This window comes from Leptospira johnsonii (genome assembly GCF_003112675.1).
GTDB lineage: Bacteria > Spirochaetota > Leptospiria > Leptospirales > Leptospiraceae > Leptospira_B > Leptospira_B johnsonii.
Window position 1 is genome coordinate 1,300,336 of sequence record NZ_BFAY01000011.1, and the last position, 12,237, is coordinate 1,312,572.

Genomic DNA, 12,237 nt, shown 5'->3' on the forward strand with positions numbered 1-12,237 from the left:
ATTCTACCCGTGAAATCTGAAGATACAAACAGAAGAAGGGGCCACTATCGGCTCCTTCTTTTTTTGTTTTTGGTCGCACCTGTTTTCGGCCAAAAACTTAGCTTGCCCAAGGACCCAACTCTTCCGAACGAACCAAGTTTGGACGCAAGAGGAGATGCTCCTAATTCTTCCAATTCTTCGAATAACCAAAACTCAGGACCGAATGTGAAAGCTTTCTTTTGTGATGGAAGAACGATCACCGGGACTTGGAAGGCCGCTCCTAAAGAATTCTCATTTAAACATACTAGAGAGAATGTACAATATTCTAAAACCTTAAAGTTCGAAGAGATCTCTCGAGTCTTGTTGAAGGCTTGGAAATTGATTCCGGGAAAACCGAATTCTCAAGGTGTTCCGTATAAGGCAGAACCCTGGGAGATTCATTATAAAACCAAATCCGGTGAAACTTACGAAAGGATAGGAGAGATCAAAAAAGATTTCGGAGAACTCAAGATCCAAAACGAATTGGGAGAAGCGAATCTGTTTTTCTACTGGATCGACCTATTATTCGAAAACAAAACCTGGTTCTCTAAATTGCCTAAATTAGAAGGGGATATCAGAAGAGAATGTCATCCAGACGTGATCGTCGGGATCGAGTTTCTATAGCCTGCAATGCAGGCTTCAGGAACAAAGTGACTATAACCCGCTTGCAGGCTTCAGGAGCGAAGCGACTATGAGTCGCTTATTTCAAAAAGTTACAGATCTCTTGTATATCGTAAGGTTTGGAGAATAATTCCACACCGCTTGGAACCTTGTCTAAAGCGAGGGAAGATTCTTCCGCAGCAGAAGTAATCCCCAATCGTATTTGAGAAAATGCAGGATTCTTTTGTACAATACTGCAGAATTCGTTCCCATTCATTCCAGGCATGTACATGTCGGTAAAGATCGCTGCAAAATCCTTTGGTTTTTCTTCCAAAATTTGGAGCGCATGTTTTCCTGAAATCGCGGTCTGGACTTCTGCTCCTTTGGATTCGAGTAATCTTCTGAACAACATCAAGTTTAGCTCGGAATCGTCTATGATGAGTACTTTGCGTTTTGCTAAATTAGGATTTTTTTGAGAAGGGATCTTCTTTTCTTGTATCAGATCTTTTATGATCTCGTCTATCGTAGACTGAAATGAACTTAGTTCCTGGGATTTTTCTATAAAGCCGTCTGCGCCTGCGTTATGAGCGATCATTCGATTTTCTTCCGTAAAATCTGAAGTCACAAATATGATCCTTGCTTCCGAGGAGGCGAATTTTTCTTTCTTACCTTTGCTTCTGATCTCTCCGCAAAGATCGAATCCTGTACCACCTTCTAAATAGATCCCTAAAGTGATTAGATCGAATTTATTCTCTCTGGCAAGTAGTGCGGCTTCCTCCACAAGGGATACTTTTTGGACTTCGAATAAAGATGAGGAGAATTCGGAGGAGATAATTTCAAGGATTACCTTGCTTGTATCTACGATTAGTATTCTTAGTTTTTCTGCAGGCAAACCGGCACCTTCCTTTAGGCCGCCTTGGTAGGGTCTTTCCTTGCTTGCGTTCATGTTAATGGAGACGGATAGAACCGAAAATCTAGATTGGAAAATCCGTGTCTTTATTAAGGAAATTTATTAAACAATTTATTGACACTGTATCCCATAACGGATCACTCTTCTTTCCCCGAAACTCCCTTTTTATAGTCCGCGCCACGTGCATCCGGCGCGAAGCGACTATAATCGTGGATCGATCCTAAGATTGCCTCATATATATCTTCTTGTATTTTATAGGAATTTCCAGACAAATCTTCCCAGGTGTTAGGATTCTTTTCGGATAGATTTAGATAAAAGATTGGCTGTGCCTTTCTGCCCCAAGGATCCGCGCTTGGTAATAACGTCATAGATCCGAATGCGGAGAATACTAAAGAATACTCTGCCGATTGGTAAGAAAAACTATAAGTTTTAGGCCAATCTGTTTCAGGGGGTTGTTTCCAAATGAAAAAAGAAGAAAGTCCACGGATCAGTTCCGAAACGTTTCCCTGCTTTTTTTCCAAAGGATTTTGGGTTTGTTTTTGGAGACCGGTCTTCGCTAGGTTCCAGAGTTTTTCCAATTCGTCCAAAGGAGTTTCTGAAAACTTACGATCCGATTCCCCTAAACGAGCTTCTATATATTCTATTCTATGTTTGAACTTCGTATTAGTTCTAGTAAGAGAAGATTCTGCGGAGACTCCTAACTTTCTTGCCAGATTCACTATGGTAAAAAGGAGATCTCCCAATTCTTCTTCGATCCTGATCTGATTGGAAGAAGGGTCAGAGATCCCTCTGATCTCATGTAAAAATTCCTGTAATTCTTCATTCAGTTTTTCTTCTACACCTTTTATGTCTTCCCAATCGAAACCGGCTTTGGACGCCTTCTTCTGGAATTTTTCGGCTTTTAGTAGAGAAGGAAATGTTTCAGGAACTTCGGATAAGATGGATTTAGGTTTGGAGGTTTTTTGTCGGAGTTGTTTTTCTTTTTCTTTAAATAGATCCCAGTTAGCGACTACCTCGTCGGCAGACGAGATATCTTTTGTTTCCGGATCGAATACATGCGGGTGACGGAGTACTAATTTTTCCGCCACGTCCTTTGCCACTTCTTCCAAACCGAAAGCACCTCTTTCGGATGCGATTTGGGAATGAAGGACCACTTGGAATAATAGATCTCCCAGTTCTTCCTTAGTATGCTCGTCGTTTCCTTTGAGGATTGCTTCTACCACTTCCTGAGATTCTTCGATTAGATAAGGTACCAAGGTGGAATGTGTCTGCTCTCTATCCCAAGGACAACCTTCCGGACTTCTGAGTTTAGAAGTTATGTCTTGGAGAAATGCCATCGAGTTCGGATAGTCTTTCGGGTCGGGAGCTTTCATTAAGTACTAGGCTCGATTTTCGATTCCGAATTCCCAGCCTTTTTCCCGGAAATGAAGATTGACTGGTGGATTTATCCTCTCATCCTATCCGAAAATCCCTGTTTAAACCTAAGTGCTTTTCAATTTGAAGTGCTTATGCTAAAATCGGGTAAAAAGGATACCAGAAAGAACATGTCACTATCTAAAAATTTGGTAGCTTTCGCATTACTCGTACTTGCGGTTCTCAGTCGTTTTCTTCCTCACTTACCGAACTTCACTCCGGTTTTGGCGATTTCCATTTTCGGTGGGGTTTATTTCTCTAACCGTTGGTTAGCGATCGCTCTTCCCTTGGGAATTATGCTGATCAGCGACTTAGTGATCGGTCTTCACGATATGATCCCAGTGATTTACGGATTGTTCGTAGTGTATGCAATCGTAGGAATAAAACTCAAAGATCGTTTGGGTGTTGGATCTTTGGCGATTGCCGGTTTTGCAGGTTCTGTTTCATTCTTCGTGATCACCAACTTCTTTGTTTGGTTGACTTCCGGAATGTATACTTTGAGCGGACAAGGATTGGTAGAATGTTATATCGCTGCGATCCCTTTCTTCAAATACAGCCTGCTCGGAGATTTCACTTATGTTTCCGTTCTGTTCGGTTCCTACTATCTATTGGAAAAGAACGGATTTGTGGCTTCTACCCAAGCAGCTTAATTTTCTAACTTAGAGCGCCGTGTTCACGGCGGCGCTTTTCCTTCTTCTTCCCTTAAATAGTCAAAGTCAGACTTAAGTAAATTCCATAGAATTTATCATGTACTTCTTTTCGTAAAGCTGAGCCTGTAGAGATCTGATCTAAAGGTTTGGATACCTGATTTAAGAATAATACATCGCCTGGTGATCCCGGAAGAACATTCGGATTATAATTATAACCAGAAACCTTGGAGATCAGTTCCGTATATTGAAATCCTAATGTGTATTTCAACCAACGGCTTCTGAGTAGGGAAACACCCACATCAATTTCGTATCCGGTTCTACTGAGCAGGTTTTCTTTCAAACCACCCAGAGGTGCAGTATTTAAAATATAAGGTCCTGCAATTCCGTTTAGAACACCTTGTGTGTTTCGATCATAATGTCCTAAAGTCCTGAAATAATCCGCTTTAAAATGTCCTAATAAGAATGCGTTGAAATTCTTAAAGATCCTAATTCCGATCTGAGGACCTAAACCTCCTGCTTTTTCTTCGGATTTTCCGAATCCATAATTTCCGGGGATCACTCCGTATTCGCTGGAGATGATATCTAAGTTTCTAGCCCCTAGTGCGAGGCCTATCCTTCCGGTTGCGGTTTGCATGTACCAAGCAAAGTTCAATGAATAATCCAATCTTCTGTATTGAACGGAATGATATTGGACCGGAGCGAGTGCAGACAATACGGACGCAGTGTCTACGGTTGTGTAAGAAGGTCTGATCTTTAGATCTAAATAATTGAATTCTATCCCAAAAGTTTTGGCTGTATTCAAATAAGAAAGTTTGATTGGGAACGCAGTCTTTGTATTTCCTTGCGGACTGGAATAACTTGTGATGCTGTCGTTTAATAGGTTCGGATTTACGCCGGCACCGGCGGCAGTAGTTTGAGCGTTCTGATAAGCACCAGATGCAGAAAGGATCGTATTGTAATTATTAACACCGATATTCTTTTGTCTGGCTAGCACCTCGGATTCCCAAGTGGATTGTAATGCTGCAAATTGGATGTCCAAGGTAGGTCGATCATAAGGTTTGGATAATTCCCTATCATGAAGTTCGTTTCGGACATCTGCGGCTTGTTTTCTTTTTTCCGCGGCGAGTAGGGCAAGTCTTCTTCTTTCCGCTTGGACCTGGGATTTGCCTGCTTGATATTCCAGTTCGTCTGCTTCTTTTTCCAAGGCTTCCGGATCCGGTAGTTTGCCCTGAGGATAAACAGGACCGGAAACGAATAGGAAAATGCCTAAGAATATGGATGCGGAAAGTTTCAAGAAAGTCTGCAAGGTCTACCTCTATGTATTTCGCGTGGTTTTATAAACGGAAAGACTAAGTATCTTGGACGCAAGACTCCAATTCTTTTTTATAGGAAGAATGAAAAAAGGGAGGAAGTATTTTCATAAAATCGAAAGTTTTGAGGTATGGGTTTCGACTTTTCGGACGACTACAAAGAGATTCTCCAAAACATTCTTTCGGATCGGTTCTCCCAGGTTTCTAAGATCTATGATCTAAAAGCCAGATCTAAGGGAGAAAGGAAATTTCTTGAGTTTGGATTGGAATTCAAAAAGGACATTCTTCCTTCTGAATATCCTAAGATCTTGGGATTTTTACTAGACGATCTAAAACAAGAATTTCCTTATACAGAGATCATCATTTATCCCAACCAAGGATAGATCCAAAATCTTTCTTCAGATCTGATCCTTCTCTCAAATCAGGTTGCCAAACCTCCTTCAAAATCGATCCTGACTCAGATGAAACCAGCCATTTGTGTATTCTGCGGTTCCAGACCTGGCAAGGAACCTCGTTATCTCCAAGCCGCAGTATTCTTAGGTCACCTAATGGCCACAGAGGGAATTGGGCTGGTTTACGGAGGGGCCACCTCAGGATTGATGGGAGCCGTTGCCGATTCCGTATTAGAAAAAGGCGGGACTGTAATAGGAGTTCTTCCTGAGTTTCTTTCCAGTAAAGAGATTGCTCATAAAGAAATTACGGAACTGATCTTAGTTCCAACCATGCATGAAAGAAAACTTCTCATGTACGAAAAGTCCATAGCGTTCATCGCTCTACCGGGCGGGATCGGGACCTTAGAGGAATTGGTAGAAGTTACTTCTTGGAATCAGCTAGGAGTTCTTTCCAAACCGATAGGTATACTGAATGTAAACGGATTTTTCGATCCACTATTACGCCAATTAGATCATATGGTGGAGGAAGGTTTTTTAGATTCTCAAACCAGAGAATGGATAGAGGTCAGTGCAGATCCTGAAGAACTTTTCGAAAAGATCATTAAAAGAAGTAGGATCTAAATTACTTCCCTTCTTCCGGATTCAGGAATTGTTTAAATATCTGATGAAGCGCCGGACTTTCAGAAGCTTCTGCGAGAGCTAAAGGAGAATTTCCTTCCTTGTCTGTGGAATAAGGAGAAGCTCCATTCTTCACTAATAATTCGATCAGATCTGTTTTTCCGGATTTTACAGCAAGAAGCAATGGTGTACGTCCAAGCATGTCCCGAACTTCTGCCTCGTAACCGTTACTCAGTATTTTTTCTACAGTATCCGTTTTTCCTTCGGAAGAGGCTCTGAACAATAATGTGATCGTAGCTTTGTCCACTACCTTTAGGGTATGATGGAATTTCATCCTGTAAGCTTCTTCTTTGGCTGTTTTACCGCTTAGGTTTCTGGCTAAAGGATCTGCTCCTAGGTTCAGTAATCTTTCCAGACATTCTACGCTATCGTATAAGGCTGAAAGAAGAAGAGGAGTATTTCCGTCTTGGTCCTTATTCTCCAATAAAGAACGCACTTCTTTGTTCTCCGAGAATAGATCCAATATTTCATAATCATTATGTAATGCAGTAAGATGAAGGATCGTCCGGCCTTCGGAATTTTTCTTTTTAGGATCTGCGCCTTTAGTAACCAGATATTCAGCGATCTCCAAATGGCCCATGTCCACAGCGAGTAATAGCGGAGAATAACCCTCCCCATTTCTGGATTCAATATCCGGAGGATGATTAGGTAGGTCGAATAAGATCTCTACCAATTCCAATTTTCCGGAACTGATCGCTCTGGTTAATGGAGTGTTCCCATCCATATCTCTGAGTTCAGGGTCCGCACCATAATCCAAGAGTATTGTGGTGAGTTCCGCATTCTCAGATTCTAATGCAAGAAGGAGCGCAGTCTCTCCCCTAGAGCTTGTCTCATTCGGATCGGAGCCGTATTCTACTAAAAGATTGGTGGCTTCTTTATTTCCTTCTTTAATGGCCCAGTACAAAAGTCCGCAGCCGTAAGAATCTCTCAGTTCGGGAAATTCTTCTGCGAAACCATCTCTTGTCGCTGCCTCGGATAATAAGGCGCGAAGGGTTCCGTTGTTACCTGTCTTTACTGCCCGAAAAAGATCGTTCCAGTCCACGCCTGATTCTCCAGGAGGTAATACAATCCCAAGGTCGTTAGAAAAGAAAGCGGTATTCCAATTCCGACTAGGGAAACGGCCAATCTAGGTGCAAGTCCCCATTCTGCAGCAAGAAGACTTCCGGTGATCATGGGAGCCATTGCTGATTCCATGATCAGTATCTTAAAATTTCTGAGAAAATCTGTGCCTAGATTCTTTTCGGAATAATGGAAGAATGTTCCGAAACAAAGCCAGACCAAGATAGGGCCGATGATCAATTTAAATACTAAGCCGAATAACAACGGAATTCTCATCCTAAAAGAATCGTCTGATTCTCTCTTGGGATTTTCGGCATTTGGTTCTTCGGAATTGACGCGAATGGTTCCAGGAAGTTGGTATCCGACTGAAAAAAGAGCAAGCGGGATCAGGGTATCTCCGATCCTTGAGATCGCTAATTCAAGCTCAGGGGCAACCGAGATCGGACGAGAAGCCAAAGAAACCAATAACGCGATAAAGGGAGGGAATGTGAATAATGTCTTCCAAAGTGAGGATTTGGTTTCTGAGGATTGGAGCGCATGTCTTGCCTTTGTTCCTAAGTAAGTTCCAGGAATAGCAAGAGTCAGGAATGTTCCCAGTTGGTCTATGATGAGTACTGTAGGAAGTCCATCTTTCGAATAATAGGATTCTATCAGAGGAATTCCTAAAAACGAAGTGTTTCCTAATCCTGCGGAAAGGCAAAGACATATGATCGTACTTTCTTTCCAATTCAGGAATTTTCCTACAAAGCTGAAAAATAAAAACCCGAATCCGAATAGTACCCAGGGCATGGCCGCAAATGTTAAAAAGTTCCCATCCAGAGAAGCATGGCGTAAAGGGCCGAACTCCATACAAGGAAGAGATACCGAAATGATAAATGAATTGATAACCTTATGGGAATCGGCAGGGAATTTTCCTTTGCTCCGGATCAGTATCCCGAACAGAAAACAAAGTCCGATCACGATAAAATTAGACATGGATCGATCCTTTTCACCCGAAAGCTGATTTAGGTCAAGGAAGGATTTGTAAGGATCTTTCTCCGATCTCTTTTTCTTCTAGATAGAATTTGATCTTATACTTTCCTACACTCAAAACGGGCTGTATTTCCCAGGCTTCGAAGTTGATCCCACCTGGAATTTTTTCCTGAAAAGTAAAACTTGTCTTTTTGGTTTTTAAGGATATGAATTCCGCCTTAAAAGTATAAGGCCCGGATTTATAGATCGGAATAGAAAGATAAAATTTCCGTTTTGTCTGGATCTTATCGGGACAAGGAGTGGATTTATCTGGGTCCGGGATTGAATGGCTGATACAAAATTGTTCTAAGTTTGTGATCGGAAATCCGGGGGGAATTTTTCCGTCCGGGGTCCAGTAAGCGTTCTCTTCGCTTAAATATTCTTTTTCTTCCGATTCAGTTTTGAAAATCGTCGCAAAACTTTTTTTCTTTCGGTGCTCTTCCGGTTTATAAACTTCAAAATGTAGATGGGGTCCTGTGCTGAATCCAGTATCTCCAGAAAGTCCGATTTTCTGTCCTGCTACTACTTTCTCTCCCGGTTTTACAAATACACCTTTGGCTTTTAGATGTCCATAGATTGCGACTGTTCCGTCCGAATGTTCTATCACGATCCGGTTTGCCTTATCTATGAGTTTAGGGTCCCTTCTTCCTTCCGTAAATTTATCTTCCGTTTCCACTACGATCCCGTCTCTGGCAGCCAAAAGTGGAGTACCTTCCGGAAGAACAAAGTCCAGAGAATAAGCTCCTCCTCCTTTATGCTCTTCTCCGCTATTATAACCTACCGAGATCCAAGACTTGCCTTCGTAGGGAAGAGTGTATACATACGTGTCATCGTGAATTGCGGATAAGTTTCCATAGTACGCAACCGTTAGTACCGCTAAAGAAACAGGAGTCTCCGCATTCTCTTTCTTTTTGAACGTCAGCACCTTCTTCTTTTCTGGATCATTTAATACGATTGAGATTGGGCTTTGAGGTTCCGTTTCTATATTAGAACCTTCGATTGCGGTATATACTGTGATATGAGTTCCAGGGATTAGATTTTTGGCTTGGAGATAAACTGATGTTTCATCATTCTCAGTCTCTATCGAAGAACAGATATTTTTTTTATCACAGTTCTGGGTGATATCTGCAAATACAGGGCAGAACCAAATGGATAAAATTAAAGCCGCAAAATTTCGGATCATCGTATTATAAGATCGGAATTTTAGGGAAAATAAGACAGCCCGCTGCCGGAATTGAACCGGCGACCTTTTCATTACGAGGGAAATGCTCTACCCCTGAGCTAAGCGGGCAAACTTTATCGATCGCCTCTGGCACTTCGGAATTCTTTTACCATCAAAGATGTGATACTGTCAAGAGGTTTCACTTGCTCTTTCAATTCAGGAGTTTCATGTCTGTCTGAGAAACTATAACAAGAATTTCGGACACCTTTGTCTTTCATCCACCAATGTCTTCCGATCTCTCTTCTGGATTTCGGATCTAAGTCGCCTTGGTACATTCTGTATTCGTCCCATTCAGGCGGGAAATTTCTTTCCTTTAAGAAGAAAGCATAGGCGGAGGAAAAACTTTGGGCTGCGTTTTGTAGAAGTTCGTTTATATGAAGGCAACCTATCGTTTTATCTTCGGGGAATTTTCTCATAATTTTATTATAAGACATATCTTCTCCGATGAGATATGAATACGTTTTGATCGCATGAGGACAGGTTTCGTAAGGAACTCGATCTTCCTCCACATCCAAGTCCATAATTTTCATCGTGGCTAAGTTCACTAACATGTACAAAGTCATGTCATGATATGGATCTCTTTGGCTGACTTCTATCAGGCAACTCGGAGGACTTTCTTCCGGAAACCAATAATATCTACTCTCGTACCTGCGCTGGAAACCGCAGTCTTTGTATCGGATTTTTTGTTTTAATTGGGAAAGCGCCATACATTCTCCTGGTTCCTTTTTTTTCCCAGGAGATAGACCTGAAAGGATTTTACCGTGTTTTGATTTGCTTTTTTACTATTCTTACTTATTCTTCTACTACTTTATCTAGTTTACGGATTTTGGGATGGGGTCATTTTTTCGGGAGAAAGTTTTTTTAGTCACAGGAGCAAGCTCCGGAATTGGCAGGGCGCTTGCTTTAGAGTTGGAAAAGGAAGGCGCTTACGTAGCGGTGATTGCCAGAAGGAAAGAAGCCCTTAAGGAATTGAAAAATTCCGCTTCTCATCCAGATAAAATTTTTATACTGCAAGCAGATGTGATGTCCGAATCTGAATTAAAAAAAGCAGTCGAAGAGTTTAGAAAAAAATTCAAGAGAATCGACGGTTTTATTCATAACGCAGGAATTTCCATGAGAGGTACTGCTGCGGAAACAGAGCTAAAGGTCTTTCGCACCATCATGGATACGAACTATTTTCCCTTAGTGATCCTTTACGGTTTATTAGAATCTGATCTTAGGCAGAGCGAAGGCCATGTGGTGGCTGTATCCTCGTTTTTAGGAAAGTTTTCTACTCAGTATAGATCAGGATATGCGGCAAGCAAGCATGCCATCCAAGCGTTCATGGATAGTATTCGTTTGGAAAATGATAAGACTGGAATACACGTTATGACTGTTTTTCCAGGTATTGTTAAAACGGATATTTCTGTTAAAGCGCTTTCCGGAGACGGTTCTCCTCATGGGATCATGGACGAAAAACAGAAACGCGGACTAAGTCCACATGTGGTAGCTAAAAAGATACTGAAAGGTATCGAAAAGGGAAAACGTGAAATCTTTCCATCTAAATTAGGGGAGAAGATCGACCTTATATTGAGTAAAATTTCTCCTAAAATTCTAGATAAGAAACTTTTGAAGACTAAAGTGAATTGAAGATTGTTTTTAGTTTTTCACTTCTGTGATCAGCCTGAGACCAGCTTTTCTATCGTTCAATAGATTCGGAATTCCGCCGAAATCTCTGGCATATACTTTTGCTTCTTCCTTGGTACCTGAATAAGAACCGCCTCGGATCACTTTCAGATGTTTTCCGTACCTTCCAGAGTTTGGTCTATGACCTGGATAAGGGATGTAAGGAGAGCTGGTCCATTCTGCGACATTACCGCACATTCCAATCGCACCATAAGGGCTTTGGCCTTTGGAAGGAAGTTCATACACGGAGATAGTCCCTCTACTTCCACTTTCTCTTGTATTACAAAGTGCTGAATCGAATTCATTTCCGAAAGGATACTCTTGAGGTTGGGAGATAAATTCGTAACTTTCGTCCTTCAATAATCTCCAGATTAGTCCTGTTCCTCTTGCGGCTTTCTCCCATTGCCATTCGCTCGGGATCTTTTTTCCGGCCCATTTGGAATAGGCTTCCGCCTCTCTATAGGTCAGGTTAGTTACCGGATGATATTCTTTACCTCTCGGAAAAATCCCGTTTTCCCAATGAGGAGGAGGTGGGGTACTAGTCTCCTTTAAGAATTTATTATATTCTTTATTTGTGACTTCGTATTTATCTATATAGAAGGAAGGAATTTCTTCCAGGCTACTTCTATCCGGAACTCCGAACTTAGGATTGTAACTATCATCTCCTGGGTCGGAACCTTGTCCATATAGGAAATATCCCATATGCTCGTATAAGATCCGTCCGTTGGATTCGTAACCCGTGTGAACTAGCACCATTTCTTTGCCGTCTTTCGGATGAAGAATGTTTTTAGCTAAATGGTTTCGGACCACATCTGTGGCATCAAATTTGGAAGGATCTTGGTAGAATGTTTCTTCTCCATATGCTCCGATTAAAAGTCCTACACTGATCAATCTGGCAGGTTTACCTTCTGCTAAGGAAAAGCTTCCTCGGAGTTCTATCGAGATTGGTTTGGTGAGTTTTCCTACTTTTCCGAATTCAACTTCTATATTCTCTATTTGGAAGGCGCCTATCTCTTCCATTTTAGGTTTTCTGAATAAAGGTAGATTCGATTTTTCGCCTAGGATCCCTCTGATCTCTTCTTCCGAACGTTCCGAAAAGTAGGAGTTCCTACCTATTTTGATCTTTGCCTTTCCTTTATTCCTATAAACGGAAAGAACTTCTCCCGTCCAGAGTACTGTCTTTCTGGTATCGGAAGATGCGGTTTCTTTTTCTTCTTGGCTTGTCCCTGTCTCCGAAAATAGAAAAAGAAAACAGAATGAGATAAATATAATAGCTCTGGTCCTGGACATAGAAGAGTGGGATCCTCTA

13 protein-coding genes and 1 tRNA gene are annotated in these 12,237 nt (G+C 41.6%); 5 read left to right on the top strand and 9 right to left on the bottom strand.

The features are described 5' to 3' along the window. The first annotated feature begins 9 nt into the window (after positions 1 to 9). Positions 10 to 642 carry a hypothetical protein gene (locus tag LPTSP_RS15020; protein WP_108929936.1) on the top strand — a complete coding sequence of 211 codons (633 nt, stop codon included), beginning with the start codon at positions 10 to 12 and terminating at the stop codon, positions 640 to 642. A 76-nt stretch (positions 643 to 718) separates the two neighbouring features. On the opposite strand, the gene LPTSP_RS15025 is transcribed toward LPTSP_RS15020, so the two are convergent. Both LPTSP_RS15025 and mazG read right to left on the bottom strand, forming a co-directional pair. Beyond that, positions 719 to 1,564: a response regulator gene (locus tag LPTSP_RS15025; protein ID WP_174704469.1), complete on the bottom strand. Its 846-nt coding sequence runs from the start codon at positions 1,562 to 1,564 to the stop codon at positions 719 to 721. Positions 1,565 to 1,665: 101 nt separating this feature from the next. Then, positions 1,666 to 2,901 (bottom strand): nucleoside triphosphate pyrophosphohydrolase, encoded by a 1,236-nt coding sequence (mazG, locus tag LPTSP_RS15030; RefSeq protein WP_108929491.1) that lies wholly within the window; start codon positions 2,899 to 2,901, stop codon positions 1,666 to 1,668. A gap of 171 nt (positions 2,902 to 3,072) precedes the next feature. Here mazG and LPTSP_RS15035 point away from each other — a divergent pair, with 171 nt between their 5' ends. Beyond that, positions 3,073 to 3,591 (top strand): DUF6580 family putative transport protein, encoded by a 519-nt coding sequence (locus tag LPTSP_RS15035; protein ID WP_108929938.1) that lies wholly within the window; start codon positions 3,073 to 3,075, stop codon positions 3,589 to 3,591. Positions 3,592 to 3,643: 52 nt separating this feature from the next. On the opposite strand, the gene LPTSP_RS15040 is transcribed toward LPTSP_RS15035, so the two are convergent. After that, the gene (locus LPTSP_RS15040) at positions 3,644 to 4,897 is read right to left on the bottom strand and encodes an LA_2444/LA_4059 family outer membrane protein (RefSeq protein WP_108929492.1); all 1,254 of its coding nucleotides are present in this window, start codon (positions 4,895 to 4,897) and stop codon (positions 3,644 to 3,646) included. A 135-nt stretch (positions 4,898 to 5,032) separates the two neighbouring features. Between LPTSP_RS15040 and LPTSP_RS15045 the strand changes: the two genes are divergently transcribed. Beyond that, positions 5,033 to 5,284 carry a cation transporter dimerization domain-containing protein gene (locus LPTSP_RS15045; RefSeq protein WP_108929493.1) on the top strand — a complete coding sequence of 84 codons (252 nt, stop codon included), beginning with the start codon at positions 5,033 to 5,035 and terminating at the stop codon, positions 5,282 to 5,284. 69 nt (positions 5,285 to 5,353) lie between these two features. Further along, positions 5,354 to 5,914 (top strand): LOG family protein, encoded by a 561-nt coding sequence (locus LPTSP_RS15050; protein ID WP_174704490.1) that lies wholly within the window; start codon positions 5,354 to 5,356, stop codon positions 5,912 to 5,914. A 1-nt stretch (position 5,915) separates the two neighbouring features. On the opposite strand, the gene LPTSP_RS15055 is transcribed toward LPTSP_RS15050, so the two are convergent. The 5 genes from LPTSP_RS15055 to LPTSP_RS15075 form a co-directional block, all read right to left on the bottom strand. Continuing rightward, a complete protein-coding gene (locus LPTSP_RS15055) occupies positions 5,916 to 7,013 on the bottom strand; it encodes an ankyrin repeat domain-containing protein (RefSeq protein WP_108929495.1) in 1,098 nt (365 codons plus the stop codon). After that, positions 6,983 to 8,005 carry an AEC family transporter gene (locus tag LPTSP_RS15060; protein ID WP_108929496.1) on the bottom strand — a complete coding sequence of 341 codons (1,023 nt, stop codon included), beginning with the start codon at positions 8,003 to 8,005 and terminating at the stop codon, positions 6,983 to 6,985. Before LPTSP_RS15060 ends, LPTSP_RS15055 begins: the two co-directional genes overlap by 31 nt. 34 nt (positions 8,006 to 8,039) lie before the next feature. After that, on the bottom strand, positions 8,040 to 9,224 hold the full coding sequence (locus LPTSP_RS15065) for a M23 family metallopeptidase (RefSeq protein WP_108929497.1): 1,185 nt from the start codon (positions 9,222 to 9,224) through the stop codon (positions 8,040 to 8,042). A gap of 36 nt (positions 9,225 to 9,260) precedes the next feature. Next, positions 9,261 to 9,332, bottom strand: a tRNA-Thr gene (locus tag LPTSP_RS15070). 5 nt (positions 9,333 to 9,337) lie between these two features. After that, complete coding sequence (locus tag LPTSP_RS15075) at positions 9,338 to 9,970, bottom strand: DUF2889 domain-containing protein (RefSeq protein ID WP_108929498.1); 633 nt, start codon at positions 9,968 to 9,970, stop codon at positions 9,338 to 9,340. 124 nt (positions 9,971 to 10,094) lie between these two features. Here LPTSP_RS15075 and LPTSP_RS15080 point away from each other — a divergent pair, with 124 nt between their 5' ends. Then, positions 10,095 to 10,892, top strand: a complete 798-nt coding sequence (locus LPTSP_RS15080; protein WP_108929499.1) for an SDR family NAD(P)-dependent oxidoreductase — start codon at positions 10,095 to 10,097, stop codon at positions 10,890 to 10,892. A gap of 9 nt (positions 10,893 to 10,901) precedes the next feature. Here the strand turns inward: LPTSP_RS15080 and LPTSP_RS15085 are convergent, their stop codons facing one another. Continuing rightward, a complete protein-coding gene (locus tag LPTSP_RS15085; protein WP_108929500.1) occupies positions 10,902 to 12,218 on the bottom strand; it encodes a formylglycine-generating enzyme family protein in 1,317 nt (438 codons plus the stop codon). Between the last annotated feature and the right edge of the window lie 19 nt (positions 12,219 to 12,237).

Excerpts from the sequence above, each read along its gene's own strand:
- LPTSP_RS15025 (WP_174704469.1), bottom strand. The coding sequence starts at position 1,564 with ATGAACGCAAGCAAGGAAAGACCCTACCAAGGCGGCCTAAAGGAAGGT.
- mazG (WP_108929491.1), bottom strand. The coding sequence starts at position 2,901 with ATGAAAGCTCCCGACCCGAAAGACTATCCGAACTCGATGGCATTTCTC.
- LPTSP_RS15035 (WP_108929938.1), top strand. The coding sequence starts at position 3,073 with ATGTCACTATCTAAAAATTTGGTAGCTTTCGCATTACTCGTACTTGCG.
- LPTSP_RS15045 (WP_108929493.1), top strand. The coding sequence starts at position 5,033 with ATGGGTTTCGACTTTTCGGACGACTACAAAGAGATTCTCCAAAACATT.
- LPTSP_RS15060 (WP_108929496.1), bottom strand. The coding sequence starts at position 8,005 with ATGTCTAATTTTATCGTGATCGGACTTTGTTTTCTGTTCGGGATACTG.
- LPTSP_RS15065 (WP_108929497.1), bottom strand. The coding sequence starts at position 9,224 with ATGATCCGAAATTTTGCGGCTTTAATTTTATCCATTTGGTTCTGCCCT.
- LPTSP_RS15075 (WP_108929498.1), bottom strand. The coding sequence starts at position 9,970 with ATGGCGCTTTCCCAATTAAAACAAAAAATCCGATACAAAGACTGCGGT.
- LPTSP_RS15080 (WP_108929499.1), top strand. The coding sequence starts at position 10,095 with ATGGGGTCATTTTTTCGGGAGAAAGTTTTTTTAGTCACAGGAGCAAGC.
- LPTSP_RS15085 (WP_108929500.1), bottom strand. The coding sequence starts at position 12,218 with ATGTCCAGGACCAGAGCTATTATATTTATCTCATTCTGTTTTCTTTTT.